Origin of the sequence: Neobacillus drentensis, from assembly GCF_036962765.1 — a bacterium.
GTDB classification, from domain to species: Bacteria; Bacillota; Bacilli; order Bacillales; family Cytobacillaceae; genus Neobacillus; species Neobacillus drentensis_C.
This window is the reverse complement of sequence record NZ_JBALOS010000009.1, coordinates 12129-27527: the sequence shown is the minus strand read 5'-3', so window position 1 is coordinate 27527 and position 15399 is coordinate 12129. Positions and strand designations below refer to the sequence as shown.

General features: G+C 38.8%; 13 protein-coding genes. All 13 read right to left on the bottom strand.

Annotated features, from left to right (window positions below):
* Nucleotides 1-28: 28 nt before the first annotated feature.
* Nucleotides 29-703, bottom strand: coding sequence for a deoxyribose-phosphate aldolase (gene deoC, locus V7137_RS02235; RefSeq protein WP_335696557.1), 675 nt, complete (start codon nucleotides 701-703; stop codon nucleotides 29-31).
* Between the two features lie 99 nt (nucleotides 704-802).
* Nucleotides 803-2170 (bottom strand): tRNA (N(6)-L-threonylcarbamoyladenosine(37)-C(2))-methylthiotransferase MtaB, encoded by a 1368-nt coding sequence (gene mtaB / locus V7137_RS02230; protein WP_335696556.1) that lies wholly within the window; start codon nucleotides 2168-2170, stop codon nucleotides 803-805.
* Nucleotides 2171-2176: 6 nt separating this feature from the next.
* On the bottom strand, nucleotides 2177-2926 hold the full coding sequence (locus tag V7137_RS02225) for a 16S rRNA (uracil(1498)-N(3))-methyltransferase (RefSeq protein WP_335696555.1): 750 nt from the start codon (nucleotides 2924-2926) through the stop codon (nucleotides 2177-2179).
* Nucleotides 2927-3036: 110 nt separating this feature from the next.
* Nucleotides 3037-3978, bottom strand: a complete 942-nt coding sequence (gene prmA, locus V7137_RS02220) for a 50S ribosomal protein L11 methyltransferase (protein ID WP_218349536.1) — start codon at nucleotides 3976-3978, stop codon at nucleotides 3037-3039.
* A gap of 18 nt (nucleotides 3979-3996) precedes the next feature.
* Nucleotides 3997-5124, bottom strand: a complete 1128-nt coding sequence (dnaJ, locus tag V7137_RS02215; protein WP_335696554.1) for a molecular chaperone DnaJ — start codon at nucleotides 5122-5124, stop codon at nucleotides 3997-3999.
* Between the two features lie 122 nt (nucleotides 5125-5246).
* Complete coding sequence (gene dnaK, locus V7137_RS02210) at nucleotides 5247-7082, bottom strand: molecular chaperone DnaK (RefSeq protein ID WP_335696553.1); 1836 nt, start codon at nucleotides 7080-7082, stop codon at nucleotides 5247-5249.
* Nucleotides 7083-7112: 30 nt separating this feature from the next.
* Nucleotides 7113-7712, bottom strand: a complete 600-nt coding sequence (gene grpE, locus V7137_RS02205; RefSeq protein ID WP_335696552.1) for a nucleotide exchange factor GrpE — start codon at nucleotides 7710-7712, stop codon at nucleotides 7113-7115.
* A 157-nt stretch (nucleotides 7713-7869) separates the two neighbouring features.
* Nucleotides 7870-8901, bottom strand: a complete 1032-nt coding sequence (gene hrcA / locus V7137_RS02200; protein ID WP_335696551.1) for a heat-inducible transcriptional repressor HrcA — start codon at nucleotides 8899-8901, stop codon at nucleotides 7870-7872.
* Between the two features lie 131 nt (nucleotides 8902-9032).
* Nucleotides 9033-10166: a radical SAM family heme chaperone HemW gene (hemW, locus tag V7137_RS02195; RefSeq protein WP_335696550.1), complete on the bottom strand. Its 1134-nt coding sequence runs from the start codon at nucleotides 10164-10166 to the stop codon at nucleotides 9033-9035.
* A gap of 78 nt (nucleotides 10167-10244) precedes the next feature.
* Nucleotides 10245-12080 (bottom strand): translation elongation factor 4, encoded by a 1836-nt coding sequence (gene lepA, locus V7137_RS02190; RefSeq protein ID WP_335696549.1) that lies wholly within the window; start codon nucleotides 12078-12080, stop codon nucleotides 10245-10247.
* Between the two features lie 409 nt (nucleotides 12081-12489).
* Nucleotides 12490-12816 (bottom strand): DUF3679 domain-containing protein, encoded by a 327-nt coding sequence (locus V7137_RS02185; RefSeq protein ID WP_218349542.1) that lies wholly within the window; start codon nucleotides 12814-12816, stop codon nucleotides 12490-12492.
* A gap of 19 nt (nucleotides 12817-12835) precedes the next feature.
* Nucleotides 12836-14038 carry a stage II sporulation protein P gene (gene spoIIP / locus V7137_RS02180; RefSeq protein ID WP_335696548.1) on the bottom strand — a complete coding sequence of 401 codons (1203 nt, stop codon included), beginning with the start codon at nucleotides 14036-14038 and terminating at the stop codon, nucleotides 12836-12838.
* A 125-nt stretch (nucleotides 14039-14163) separates the two neighbouring features.
* Nucleotides 14164-15288 carry a GPR endopeptidase gene (gpr, locus tag V7137_RS02175; RefSeq protein ID WP_335696547.1) on the bottom strand — a complete coding sequence of 375 codons (1125 nt, stop codon included), beginning with the start codon at nucleotides 15286-15288 and terminating at the stop codon, nucleotides 14164-14166.
* Nucleotides 15289-15399: the final 111 nt, after the last annotated feature.

Sequence of the window (15399 nt, the reverse complement as noted above, 5' to 3'; positions counted from 1 at the left end):
TGCATTTTTTCTTATTCACTGGCAATATTTAATAAATTGAGGTGACTGTAAGGCCGTTGATGATAGCGATACTTGAACTGGCCCCGATTCTAGTTGCGCCAGCCTCAATCATTTTTTGGACATCTTCTGTATTTCTAACTCCACCGGATGCTTTTACACCCATGTCCGGACCGACTGTTTTCCTCATTAAGGCAATGTCTTCTGCTGTCGCTCCACCTGTGGAGAAGCCTGTGGAAGTTTTAACAAAATCTGCACCAGCCTTCAAGGCTAGCTCACAGGCCCGAATTTTTTCCTCTTTGGATAACAGACTAGTTTCTATAATCACCTTCGTATGTGCCTTATCCTTTGCAGCCACAACAACAGCTCTGATATCATTTTCAACTAATTCATCGTTATGATCTTTTAGGGCTCCAATATTAATGACCATATCCACTTCTTCTGCGCCATTCTCAATAGCGTTCTTAGTTTCAAATGCTTTTGTTTCAGAAGTAGTCGCCCCTAATGGAAATCCAATTACGGTACAAACCATCACTCCACTGCCTTGCAATAATTCCTTTGCGGTGCTTACCCATGTAGGGTTTACACAGACCGAAGCAAATTTATATTCCTTTGCTTCCTGGCAAAGGGTCTCAATTTGCTGTTTTGTCGCTTCCGGCTTCAGTAGGGTGTGGTCAATCATTGCAGCAATATTTTTAGTAGCCATGTACATACTCCCTTCGATTTCCATATGAATTTTAGAAGTAATTTGCTGCTGTCAATAGTTTAACCTAAACACTATAAAAAAAAAGGACCGAAATGGTCCTTAAATGGCAGCTTCTTCTTCCAAAAACAATTCTGTCTTGGATATTGAATCCTCAACAACCTTAACAAATTTTCCACGATTGTATGGATATCCTGCTTGGTTAATTTTAACTTTAACAATTTTACCAATCATATCTTCTGGCGCTGAGAAAATAACCTTCATGTAATTATCAGTGTATCCGATCAGATAACCCGAATTGGCTTCCTCTTTTGATACTTCTTCAGGAATCACTTCTAAGACTTCACCCTCAAATTGTGAAGCGTATTCTTTGGCTAATTGGTCCGAAAGAGAAATTAAGCGATGAACTCGTTCATTTTTAATTTCTTCATCAACTTGATCTTCCATCCGAGCAGCGGGTGTTCCTGTACGCTTAGAATAAGGGAACACATGAAGTTCAGAAAACTTATGTTCATTAATAAAATTATACGTTTCCATAAACTCTTCCTCAGTTTCACCTGGGAATCCGACAATAACATCAGACGTGACAGCAAGCCCTGGCAGAACTTCTTTTAGTCGGTCTAATCTTTCTCCAAAAAACTCCATTGTATATTTGCGACGCATTCTTTTTAGGACAGAATTTGATCCAGATTGTAGTGGAATATGCAAATGACGAACTACGATAGTAGAATGTTTAATCACTTCAATCACTTCATCTGTAATCTGACTTGCTTCGATGGAAGAAATGCGCAGACGCTTTAGCCCTTTTACAGACTCTAAGTCACGAAGTAATTGGGCAAGGTTGTAGTCCTTCATGTCTTCACCATAACCGCCTGTGTGAATGCCAGTTAGAACAATTTCCTGATACCCTGCATCAACTAATTGCTGAGCTTGACGAATAACTTCCTTCGGATCACGCGATCTCATTAAGCCGCGGGCCCAAGGAATAATACAAAAGGTACAGAAATTGTTACATCCCTCTTGGATCTTTAAGGAAGCACGGGTCCTGTCCGTAAAAGAAGGAACATCCAGTTCTTCATAGACACGACTTTTCATGATATTGCCAACACCATTAATAGGCTGGCGCTCAAGCTTATATTGCTCAATATATTCAAGCATTTTAATCCGGTCCTGTGTTCCCACAACTATATCAACACCAGGAATAGCCATAATTTCTGCTGGTGATGTTTGCGCATAACAACCAGTAACACAAATAACCGCATCAGGATTTTTCCTGACTGCACGGCGAATGACCTGACGACTTTTTTTGTCACCGGTATTTGTTACGGTACACGTATTAATAATATAAACATCTGAAATTGATTCAAAGTCAACCCGTTCGTAGCCTTCTTGTTTAAATAACTGCCAAATAGCTTCAGTTTCATAGTGATTTACTTTACAACCTAAAGTATGAAAGGCAACTGTTGCCATTGTTTTTCACCTCATTAATTCAAAATGATAGGAAATAGCTGATAATGCATATAAAGGAGCTGTTTCCGTTCGTAATATTCTTGGACCTAACCCGCAAACTGCAAAATCGCTATCCCTTAATTGCTTAACTTCTTCATCAGTTAAACCGCCTTCTGGGCCAAAAACGATAAGGAGTGTATCACCTTTGTTCATTTTTTTTAACGTAGCAGCGAAAACAGATGTTTCACCATTCCTACTCTCTTCTTCGAAGGCAACTAATTTATAATGAAAATCTTTACTTTTTACAAGTAAATCCTTAAAGGTAATCACACTCGTGACATCCGGTAAAAAAGAACGATGGGACTGCTCCGCAGCTTCTTTAGCAATCTTTTGCCATCTGTCTATTTTTTTCTCAGCTTTTTTTTCATCCCATTTCACTACCGAACGCGCGGCTGAAAATGGAAGGAACTGATGTGCACCTAGTTCTGTTCCTTTTTGGATAATCCATTCTAACTTGTCCCCTTTAGGCAGTCCACTAGCAATCGTAATTGTAATGGGCAGCTCCGAGACCTTATCTTCCCATTGTACAACGTCTGCAACAACACTTGTATCGGTAATTTCTGCAAGAGCACACACAGCTTGCTTCCCTTCTTGATCAACACAAATAATTTGATCACCAATTTGCATGCGCATAACTTTTACGATATGATGACGGTCTTCGTTCTCAATCAGAAAACGATTGCCGTTTGTTCGTTGTTTAACAAAGTAACGTTGCACACTTTTGCACCCTCTCTAAAACAATTTACACTTTATTTTACAAAAGAAAAGTCTGTTATAAAAGTATGGCACGAAAAAAAGGGGTATGTACACCCCTCTTTATTCAATCATTATATCCGTTTTGCAATAATTGCAACCCAATCTTCCATCAAAATGGTTTCAGATATTTCAAAGCCAGCAGCAACTAAAGAATCCTTGACTTGATCTTTTTTCTGCTTGATAATTCCTGAAACAATAAACGACCCGCCAGGTTTGACAACTTTTGCAGCATCATCAGTAAACCGTAAAATAACTTCAGCTAAAATATTTGCTACAACAACATCAGCTGAATTTTCCTCAACACCATCTAGCAGATTATTTTGTGCAGTGACTGCCCGATCACTTACTTTATTGAGTTTAATGTTCACTCTTGCTGTTGTTACTGCCACCTCATCAAGGTCAAAAGCTCGGACATCTTCGGCTCCTAACATTGCCGCAGCAATGCTTAATACCCCCGAGCCTGTTCCAACATCGATAACCCGGTCACCAGGACGAACGGTTCTTTCTAGAGCCTGAATACACAACACAGTTGTTGGGTGTGTCCCAGTTCCAAACGCCATTCCTGGGTCTAATTCGATAATTAATTCATCACTACTGACCGGAGTATAAATCTCCCAAGTCGGTACAATGGTAAACTTTTCCGAAATTTTCACAGGATGATAGTATTTTTTCCAAGCGGTTGCCCATTCTTCTTCATTTACTTCACTTATTGTTACCTTATTTTTACCGATATCGATATTATGAATAACCAAATTAGTAATGGATTCTTTAATTGCATCCACCGTTTCGCCTAAAAAGCTATTAACCGGAAGGTAAGCCTTTAAGATAACACCTTCATCTGGATAATCATCGGGATTGAGTTGATAGATTTCTCCAAATTGATCTTCTCGTTCTTTCGTCAGTTCAAATGGATCTTCAATTACTACACCACTCGCCCCTGCTTCGTGCAAAATATGAGAAATAGGTTCAATCGCCTCATTTGTTGTGTGAATACTGATTTCAGACCATTTCACATCTACCAACTCCAATCCTTACTCGCTTTTAAAGGCACGTTTTACTTTAGAGAAAAAACTTTCTTCGTGTTCACCAATGGGAGAAGAGCCACTAAGCTCTGCAAATTCTTTTAATAGGTGCTTTTGTTTTTCAGTTAACTTTGTTGGAGTAATAATTCGAACAATAATATATTGATCGCCAACACCGTAACCACGAACATTAGGTACCCCTTTTCCTTTTAGACGGAATTTTTTCCCGGTTTGCGTCCCGGCAGGAATTTTTAACTTCACTTTCCCGTGTAGGGTAGGCACTTCAATCTCATCACCCAATGACGCTTGAACGAAAGTGATCGGCATTTCACAATAAATATCATCGCCATCTCTTTCAAAAAACTCATGTTGTCTTACCTGGAATACAACATATAGATCTCCTGGAGGTCCTCCGTTAATACCAGCTTCTCCTTGACCTGACATGCGGAGCTGTTGGCCATCATCAATACCCGCAGGGATTTTAACATGAATTTTCTTGCGTTTTTGTACTTTTCCTTTACCACCGCAAGTTGAACATTTGTGTTTAATTTCTTTCCCGGTTCCATGGCAGTGATTGCAAGTACGACGATTGACAATTCTGCCAAATGGAGTATTTTGTTCCACATTTAGTTGACCAGTTCCATGACAGTGCTGGCATGTTTCTGGTTTAGTTCCTGGCTTTGCACCAGAACCACTGCATGTATCACATGTTTCTTCACGTGGAATTTCAATATCAGTTTCTTTTCCAAAGGCTGCTTCCTCAAAAGAAATTGTCATGGTATACTGCAAATCTGCGCCTTGTCTTGGTGCGTTTGGATCCCGTCTTCTGGAGCCTCCACCGCCGCCAAAGAAGGTATTAAAGATGTCCTCAAATCCTCCAAAGCCGCCGCCGAAATCTCCACCGCCAAAGCCTTGGTTTGGATCGGTATGGCCAAATTGGTCATAATGAGCTTTTTTCTGATCATCGCTTAATACTTCGTATGCTTCTGTTATTTCCTTAAATTTATCAGCCGCATCTGCTGCTTTATTAATATCTGGATGATATTGTTTTGATAGCTTTCGATAGGCTTTTTTTATTTCATCCTTTGAAGCACTTTTGCTAATTCCTAGTACTTCATAGTAATCCCGTTTACTCATGATTACCCACTCCCGAATCTGTCACATAAAGGTTATTGTATCATTCATATTAATGTTAATGCAATAAAAAAAGCCAAAGCCCATAGTTCTGACTTTGACTTTTTTCTGAGCTTTAAAAACTCTTACTTATCTTCTTTTACTTCTTCAAATTCTGCATCTACAACATCATCTTTAGGACCAGCAGTATTTCCAGCCTCTGGGCCTCCCTGTTGGGCTTGCTGAGCAGCTGCCGCTTGTTCATAAAGTTTAACTGTTAATGCTTGAACGATTTCTTGTAATGCATCCTTTTTCGCACGGATTTCATTAAGGTCGTTTTTCTCAATTGCCGCTTTTAACGCATCTTTAGCTTCATTAGCTTGAGCTACTTCACCTGCATCAACCTTACCTTCAAGGTCTTTTAAAGTCTTTTCGGTTGTAAAGACAAGTTGATCCGCTTCGTTACGAAGTTCTACTTCTTCTTTACGAAGTTTATCTGCCTCTGCGTTCTCTTCAGCTTCTCTAACCATATTTTGGATCTCTTCATCTGAAAGTCCAGTTGAAGACTTAATAGTAATTTGTTGTTCTTTATTTGTGCCAAGGTCTTTTGCACGGACATTTACGATACCGTTCTTATCAATGTCAAAGTTTACTTCAATTTGTGGAATTCCACGTGGTGCAGATGGAATATCAGTTAATTGAAACCGTCCTAAAGTCTTGTTATTAGCCGCCATTGGACGTTCACCTTGAAGGACATGGATATCAACAGCTGTCTGATTATCAGCAGCAGTTGAGAATACTTGTGATTTTGATGTAGGGATCGTTGTATTACGGTCAATTAACTTCGTAAATACACCACCCATTGTTTCAATACCAAGTGAAAGTGGAGTTACGTCAAGCAAGACAACGTCCTTAACATCACCAGTAATGACACCACCTTGGATTGAAGCACCCATTGCAACCACTTCATCTGGGTTAACACCACGATGCGGCTCTTGTCCGGTCGCTTTTTTAATAGCTTCTTGAACAGCTGGAATACGAGTTGAACCACCAACTAAGATAACTTTATCAATTTCTGAAGGAGTTAAACCAGCATCGTTTAATGCTTGGCGAGTTGGACCCATTGTACGCTCTACTAGATGAGCAGATATCTCGTCAAACTTTGCTCTAGTCATCGTTACTTCTAAGTGAAGCGGTCCAGCAGGGCCTGCAGTGATAAATGGTAATGAAATTTGTGTAGAAGTTACGCCTGATAGGTCTTTTTTAGCCTTTTCAGCCGCATCCTTTAAGCGTTGTAATGCCATTTTGTCTTGGGAAAGATCAATTCCATTTTCTTTTTTGAATTGCTCAACAAGGTAATTGATAATGACTTGGTCAAAATCATCCCCTCCAAGGCGGTTATCCCCAGCTGTTGCTTTAACTTGGAATACACCGTCACCTAATTCAAGAATTGAAACGTCGAATGTACCTCCACCAAGGTCATAAACAAGAATTGTTTGATCTTCATCCGTTTTGTCTAATCCATACGCAAGAGCTGCAGCAGTTGGCTCATTGATAATACGCTCTACTTCTAGACCAGCAATTTTCCCAGCATCCTTTGTTGCTTGACGTTCAGCATCATTAAAATAAGCTGGCACTGTAATAACTGCCTTCGTAACTGGTTCACCTAGATAGTCTTCTGCGTAAGATTTTAAATATTGAAGAATAATTGCAGACAATTCTTGTGGTGTGTACTCTTTGCCTTCAATTTCAACTTTATAATTTGTACCCATATGACGCTTAATGGACATAATGGTATTAGGGTTTGTAATTGCTTGACGTTTAGCAACTTCACCAACTTGGCGTTCCCCATTTTTAAATGCAATTACGGAAGGAGCCGTACGATTGCCTTCTGGATTTGGAATAACTTTTGGTTCGCCGCCTTCAAGGACAGCAACACAAGAGTTAGTGGTTCCAAGGTCAATACCGATAATTTTACTCATTTCCATTTCCTCCTAAAAAAATATGTAGTCTTATTGATTTACTTTCACCATCGCAGGTCGGATAACGCGGTCTTTTAACAAATAACCTTTTTGGAATTCATCCGTCACAATGTTTGAGCCATAATTTTCATCTTCACCCTGCATTACTGCCTGATGCTGATGCGGATCAAACTCTTTACCTACAGATTCGATTGGTTCAACACCTTCACTTTTCAAGGCATCAAGCAAACTGCGGTATACCATGTCCATTCCTTGTAGAAGTGTCTTGGTTTGTTCATTATCCGCTTCAATTTTCATAGCTCTTTCAAAATTGTCAATCGCAGGTAATAAATCTGTAATAAGTTTTTGTGCTCTATATTTTTGGCCCGCTTCTAGATCTAATCTAGTCCGTCGGCGGAAATTATCAAAATCTGCTTGCAGACGAAGATATCGATTATCAGCTTCCACTAACTTTTCCTTCAACATTTGAATTTCTTGGTCTTTTTCATCTACAAGAGTATCTTCGGCTTGTTCTGTTGCTACACCCTCTTCAAAAACAGGCTCAACCGTTTTTTCATCGGTAAGTTCAACATTATCAGTACTCTCAACTTCAATTTCTTCATTCAATGTTTTATTATTCTCATTCGTCAACTTACTCACCTCCCTTAAAGCTTTTTCCACCATTTATAGGATAATCCATCTTCATAGAAAAGGGGGTGAAATAAAGGCATTTCACCCTTGGTGAAATAAAGGCATTTCACCCTTGGTGAAATAAACGGCATTTCACCCTTACTCAATATTACCCGAGCTATTTATTTTGATACAGTTTTGTCCATACAGCAGTTAAATCCTTACTTAGCAATTGTAATAAGCTAATCACTCGGGAATATTCCATTCTAGTTGGACCTAGGATTGCAATCGTCCCTAAATTTTCTGCCCCTGCCGAGTAGGTAGCTGTGATGAGACTGCAATTATCCATAACACTATTTTTATTTTCAGTGCCAATTTTGACCTGAATTCCTGCTGAATCATTTCGGATTAAATTATAAATCCATTCTTCCTGATCAATCATGGTTAATAGACTGCGGAGTTTGGTTACATCATGAAACTCCGGTTGGCTTAACATATTGGTCTTTCCAGCAAAGAACAGTTTTTCATTAATTGGCATTTTCAATGAATCTGCGATTGTATGCAGCATTAAATCATAATCATGGATATGCTGCCGTAAAAGCATCGCAACTTCCTTATAAATCTTATCATTTAGATCATCAAGAGGTACACCTGCTAAACGATCATTTAATATATTTACTGTTTTCTCTAAATCACCAGCATCTACTGACGGTGGCAAAGAAAAGGTTCTGTTTTCTACATGACCCGTATCTGTAACAAAAATAGCCACAGCGGTTTCTTTGTTTAACGGGATAATTTGAATTCTTTTCAACTTATTAACACTGACTGCAGGACCAAGAACAATTGATGTGTAGTTCGTAAGGTCTGATAAAATTTTTGCAGATCTTTGGATAATTTTCTCGAATTCGAAAATTTTCTCAGCAAAAACCGACTGAACGATAGAGATATCATGTTGATTTAGCACTTGCGGAGACAAGAGATGGTCAACATAATACCGATAACCTTTTTCCGACGGGACACGCCCTGATGAGGTATGTGTCTTTTCAATAAACCCCAACTCTTCAAGATCGGACATTTCATTGCGAATGGTTGCCGAACTGAAGGAAATTTCTTTCTTTTTCGACAAACTTCTTGAGCCGACTGGTTGGGCAGATCGAATAAAGTCATCAACAATAACCTGAAGAATTAACAATTGACGATCTGTTAGCAACATTCATCACCTCTGTTAGCACTCCTAGTTAACGAGTGCTAATTATATTAATAAATTATCAAATGAAGGGGGATGGTGTCAATCAAAAAGAACAGAGAACCTATGATTTAGGACAATGAATAAGGTTTACTCTATCTTAGAAATGCCTGGAAAACTTCATTTCCTAGCAGTCTCCCCTTTTTCGTTAAAAATATATGATTTTTTCCAACTTCTAACCACTGTTTCGCAGTTAAATCCATTATCTCTTTTTCGAATAATTGAAGCGGGTCTTCTGCAAACTTTTCAATAAAGTGAGGAATGGAAACCCCAGCAGTTTTTCGCAATCCTAAAAACATTTCTTCTTCCATTTGCTCCACTTTTGTAGTCAGATGTTCTTCCATAACTGGGAGGTTCCCTTTATTTATTTGCTCCATATATCTTTTTAAAGGACCAATATTTGAACGTCTTATCCCATTTAAATAACTGTGAGCCCCAGCCCCAAATCCATAATAGGAATCGTTATTCCAATAGGTCATGTTATGCCTGCTCTCAAAGCCTGGTTTCGAAAAATTACTAATTTCATACTGATTGAATCCATGTCTTTCCATTTCTTCCATTAATAATTCATACATCACCGCTTCAGCATCTTGACCAGGTGTTGGGAGCTTTCCTTTTTTCAATAAATTATAAAAGACGGTTTTTGGTTCAATGATTAAGGAATAGGCAGAGTAGTGGGTGATATCAAGTGAAAAGGCTTCTTTTAATGTCTCTTTAAAGTCTGTAAGAGTTTGTGTGGGTAAACTAAAGATAAGATCAATACTAATATTTTCAAATCCTACAGATTTTGCGTTATCGATTGTTTGATAAACATCTTTCGCTTTGTGAACACGGCCTATTTTTCGCAATAATTCCTCATTGAACGTTTGAACGCCAAGGCTAATTCGATTCACTCCAGCCTCTTTTAATATTTCTAATTTCCCCATCGTTAAGTCACCCGGATTAGCTTCAAAGGTAAATTCTACGGACTCACGCTTCGGCAAATTTCTGTTAATACTTTCACAAAATTGATAAAGCTGCTTCTCATTTAATGAAGTGGGCGTACCACCACCGACAAATATAGTCTCAAGGGCATTTGTCGGAAATTGGCTTACAGTCATCTTCATTTCTTGCTCAAGTGCTTTTAAATAGTCATCTACCGGCTGTCCCTTTAGGAACACTTTATTAAAATCACAATAATGACAAATATGCTCGCAAAAAGGGATATGGAGATAGGCAGATTTAATCATTTCTTTCACTTCCTCTATTGATGTAACAAAAAGAGGCTAGAATTCGCCCAAAATGGCTTGTCCTAACCTCCCGCTAGTTTATTTTTTTGTGTTGCTATCGTCCATTTTTAAAACAGCCATAAATGCTTCTTGTGGTACTTCAACGGATCCAACTTGTTTCATCCGCTTTTTACCTTCTTTTTGCTTTTCTAACAATTTGCGTTTACGGGAAATATCTCCACCATAACATTTTGCTAATACGTTTTTACGCATGGCTTTAATGGTAGAACGAGCAATAATTTTTTGACCAACAGCGGCCTGAATAGGAACCTCAAACTGCTGCCTTGGAATAAGTTCCTTCAGCTTTTCAACAATGATCTTACCACGTTCATAGGCAAAGTCTTTATGCACGATAAAGCTTAGCGCATCCACTTTTTCAGCATTTAGCAATATGTCCATTTTAACCAAACTGGAAGGCTTATAACCAATTAACTCATAATCAAAGGAGGCGTATCCTCTTGTGCTTGATTTCAATTGATCAAAGAAATCATAGACAATTTCTGCTAATGGCATCTCATAGATAATACTTACCCGATTTTCAGCCAGGTATTCCATCGTTACAAAAATTCCCCGCTTTTGTTGGCAAAGCTCCATAATCGTTCCTACATAATCATTTGGTGCCATCATGGTTGCTTTAACATATGGCTCTTCGACGCGATCTATTTTTTGCGGGTCTGGCAAATCAGATGGATTATCAACTTTAATTTCTGAACCATCTGTCATATGGACGTGATAGATAACACTTGGTGCTGTCGTAATTAAGTCAATTTTGAATTCACGTTCAATCCGTTCTTGAATGATTTCCATATGTAGCAATCCTAAGAATCCACAACGGAAACCGAATCCAAGTGCTTGTGATGTTTCTGGTTCAAATTGAAGTGAAGAATCATTTAACTGAAGTTTTTCTAATGCTTCACGAAGATCATTAAATTTCGCTGTGTCAATTGGGTAAAGTCCACAATAAACCATAGGGTTGAGTTTCCGGTAACCTGGAAGCGGTTCTGTTGTCCCATTTTTTGCATTGGTAATCGTATCACCGACACGAGTGTCGCCGACATTTTTTATCGATGCAGATAAAAAGCCAACATCTCCAACGGTTAACTCATCACACATCGTTGCTTTTGGTGTAAATACGCCTACTTCATTTACTTCAAATTCCTTCCCAGTCGCCATCATTCTTACTTTGTCGCCCACCTTAACCGTTCCTTCAACAACACGAATGTACGCGACAACGCCACGATAAGCATCATAGAGGGAATCAAAAATTAGGGCTTTTAAAGGTGCTTCCGGGTCTCCCTTTGGAGCAGGGATTTTTTGAACCACTTGTTCCAAGATTTCTTCAATCCCGATCCCAGCCTTTGCTGAAGCTAACACTGCTTCTGAAGCGTCCAAACCGATAACATCTTCGATTTCACCGCGGACGCGCTCTGGATCTGCACTAGGCAAGTCAATTTTATTGATGACTGGTAAAATCTCAAGATCGTTATCAAGGGCAAGGTATACGTTTGCTAGTGTTTGTGCTTCAATTCCTTGTGCAGCGTCAACGACTAAAACAGCCCCTTCACATGCTGCAAGACTTCTTGATACTTCATAGGTAAAATCGACATGTCCCGGTGTATCAATTAAATGGAAAATATACTCTTCCCCATCTTTTGCTTTGTATTTTAATTGGACGGCATTTAACTTTATGGTTATACCGCGCTCCCTTTCAAGATCCATTGAATCTAGAAGCTGGTCTTTCATTTCCCGAGAGGTCAACGCATTGGTTTTTTCCAAAATTCGGTCAGCCAATGTTGATTTCCCATGATCAATATGGGCAATAATCGAGAAATTTCTTATTTTTGATTGTCGTTTGAGTCTTTCATTATTGTTCACGGTATTTCACTCCTACTATACTCGCACATATACACTATTTTGAATTATATCAATAGGATTAACAAGATTCAATGAAAATCTAAAAGCGGAAGCGTCTTGCACAGGGAAAAAAGCATTTCATTTTTTCTTAGGGGCGACAGGCATAACACGAGCCGCCGAGAAGATTGTTCTTTAACCTTCTTGACGGATTGAATTAAAAGTGGAGGCGACTGCCCTGGGACGAAGGCATAAGACGCACACTGCAAGAAGGCGATTTTTGTCTTCTTCAGGGGGTGGCTTATGACTCGAGTCCCAAGGAGCCGAAACTAGATACGCTTATGACCCCGAGCACCTAGACACTGGAGCTAGACACTGATAATATTTCAAAGAACCAAAATAGCGGCACCTAAATGGTGCCACTTTTATGATTTTAATCAGTAATAAGGTGAACTAACTTTTCAGAAGCCCCAGAGATACTTTCAGACATCTTCTTTCCCATCGAAGAGAAAAAATTATAGGCACTAATTTCTTCTAACTTCTTCTGCTTTGCCTCAAGATCATGGCTGGAGATATCGTTTCCCAAAAAGGTAGCTTGTAAATCATTGTTTGTTTCATTTAAACCAACAGCGTTTTGAAAATTCGGATCGTCATAGCCTTTCATCTTATGAATACCGTCATTCGCTAATTGCATTCCAACTAAAACCGAGATTAACATGAGAGCGGCTAAGCATAAGCTTTTTAGCATGAACATTTTCATAAAAAATGCTCCCTTACATCTATTGTTTTTTTGTTGATTGTTCAACGTCCTGGTTAACTTTTTCAGCTTGCCAGTAAAATTCACTAAACACATCCGCGAGGGCATCTGCGGAACGATTTAATTCCTCAAATGTATTATCAACTCCGCCAAATTCAATCAAAAGTGCATTTTCCGAGAGGTTTTGATTATAGATACTATTTGAACCTGCTGCGTTTTTAATAATGACTCCTCTGCTTAAGCCTTTATATTTTTTTTGAAGGAGATCGTGAAGAGCCTTAGCTAGTTTTGCATTCTTTTCATAATTTGGATTTTTACCACCGATTACAAACGCAAGCTTTGCAAAGGACTTTCCATTAATGCTAACTGTTGTTTGTTTCTTGCGGCGTGAATCTCTATGAATATCAATAAAATAATCTAAATCACGGTTCGATGCCATTGCTGCTTGAACAACCGGGCGAGATTCCTGGTACGATTGTGGATAACCTAAACCTTTTTTATTTAAGTTCGCCTGGATATCAGTTTTATCAATAAAAGTACCGATTCCTCGATCCTCTAAACTCGTTCTTAATTGATCTCCAATTTTGGTGACATTAATTTGTGAATGGTAAGCTTTATCAGGATCGGTCACACCTTTGAGGTATGGTAAATAAGATTCCCGCGTATGTGTAAAATAAACATATACAACCTTGTGTTTCCCCGTCGTTTGGCCTTGTGATGAAGGGGGGTCTTCACCAGATGGCTTTTCGATACCTTCTAAATTTTGCAATGATGCCTCCCGCTCCGCTTTCATTATTTCAATAGGAGGGGCCGATTCAATTGGCATATTGGTGTAGTTTGTCCCCTCACCTGCTACAAGAATTTTCCCGTCAAATTCATAAAAACCTGGGAGTTCTCTCCCTAAGAGACTGCGGGGATCATTTAAATTAATATTGCTTGAGAGCTTAAATACCAAGTTCGTTAATTTAGGAGTTGTCGTCCAATCTTGTTCAACCGATAAGAAATGATGATTTTCCCAACCCATTAATTGATACAGTAATTCTCCATTCACATTTGTTGCTGCTTGATTTACCGAGGACGACATTAGTCGATATTGTGGCTTTAACGAGGTTAATAACCCACTAATAGAGAAAATCAATAGCATAAATAGTAACAATAATCCAGCGGCTTTAAGTAGACTTGTCCCTTGTACCATAACAAAAGTTCCTGAATTTCTAGCTTTCATGGTTCCACCTCGCAAAACGAATTCTAGTAAATGATATGAAGATACTAGAATTGATAGAACCCGAAGTTTAACTTTAGAGGCATCTTTTGAAAAAATAGTTTTCAATGATGCCTCTTTTCCTGCTTTTATTTTGTATAGTAACCTGCATTTCCTTGATCAACTGCACCATGAAGTGAAGCATTTAAACCGTTCGCAATTAAATTGGCCATATCCTCTATAAAAACATCTACTTCCTTGGGGGTTACCATTAAATTATGTCCGATTGGAGAAAGAACTTCATAAATTAATTTTCTTTTCTCTTCTTCTTCCAGTGTTCCTATCATTCCAAGAAAAGTCTTCCGATGCTTTTCTTCCGGTAAGTCCTCTTCAGTTAGTTTACGGCGCTCTCCGAAGCTCATTCCAGCTGGAGCGAGTGCTCTTGAAGGACGATTGCCCTCATTCAACTCTTTCCCAAAATGCTTAAGAATAAAATCGATTGTATCACTCGTAATCGATACAGCATCTACCACGGTTGGTACCCCGATTGCGATGACAGGTATCCCTAAGGTTTCTTTGCTCAATTCTTTTCTTTTATTACCAACCCCAGAACCAGGATGTATACCAGTATCAGAAATTTGAATGGTTGAATTAACCCTTTCAATTGATCTTGATGCAAGTGCGTCAATCGCAATAACAAAGTCTGGTTTTGTTTTTTCAACGACCCCAAAAATAATATCGCTTGTTTCAATCCCCGTTAATCCCATTACGCCAGGTGAAAGTGCACTAACGGATCGAAAGCCTTCTTCAACATTTTCCGGCTGTAGCTGAAAAAGATGTCGTGTCACCAATAAATTCTCACAAACCATTGGTCCAAGTGCATCAGGGGTCACATTCCAGTTTCCTAATCCAACTACTAAGCATGAATCCGTTTTTTTTATTCCGCTTCCCTCCAAAAAATAGGAAAACTCTTTAGCAAAAATCTCCTCTACCTTTTGTTGGACCTCAGTATTTTGCTGGCGGATTCCTTGGACTTCGACAGTTAAATATCGTCCTGCTTTTTTTCCTAACTGTTGTTCTCCTTGTTTTGTTACTTCCACTAAAGAAATCTTTATATCATCAACATCTTTTTCCTTAATAATTACGCCTTCAATTTGTGAAAGATCTTTCTCTTGTCCGACAGACCCTTTCTGCTGTGAAAGGACCATTTCCCTTGCTTCAATCGCCAAATCCGTTCGTACAGAGTACTGACTTAAGTCAATTGATTCACCCATTATTATTCACTCCTATCAAAATCTGCCTAAAATCTAGTAACTATTTCCTATTTTTCCCCTTTACCTTATAAAACATGCAAATGATATTTCTTCTGGTGAAACAAGTATTGC

What these genes read in the sequence shown, in the direction of transcription:
- gpr (WP_335696547.1), bottom strand. Translation starts at nt 15,288, where the DNA reads ATGGGTGAATCAATTGACTTAAGTCAGTACTCTGTACGAACGGATTTG.
- spoIIP (WP_335696548.1), bottom strand. Translation starts at nt 14,038, where the DNA reads ATGAAAGCTAGAAATTCAGGAACTTTTGTTATGGTACAAGGGACAAGT.
- mtaB (WP_335696556.1), bottom strand. Translation starts at nt 2,170, where the DNA reads ATGGCAACAGTTGCCTTTCATACTTTAGGTTGTAAAGTAAATCACTAT.
- dnaK (WP_335696553.1), bottom strand. Translation starts at nt 7,082, where the DNA reads ATGAGTAAAATTATCGGTATTGACCTTGGAACCACTAACTCTTGTGTT.
- dnaJ (WP_335696554.1), bottom strand. Translation starts at nt 5,124, where the DNA reads ATGAGTAAACGGGATTACTATGAAGTACTAGGAATTAGCAAAAGTGCT.
- deoC (WP_335696557.1), bottom strand. Translation starts at nt 703, where the DNA reads ATGGCTACTAAAAATATTGCTGCAATGATTGACCACACCCTACTGAAG.
- hemW (WP_335696550.1), bottom strand. Translation starts at nt 10,166, where the DNA reads ATGATTAAATCTGCCTATCTCCATATCCCTTTTTGCGAGCATATTTGT.
- V7137_RS02185 (WP_218349542.1), bottom strand. Translation starts at nt 12,816, where the DNA reads ATGAAAATGTTCATGCTAAAAAGCTTATGCTTAGCCGCTCTCATGTTA.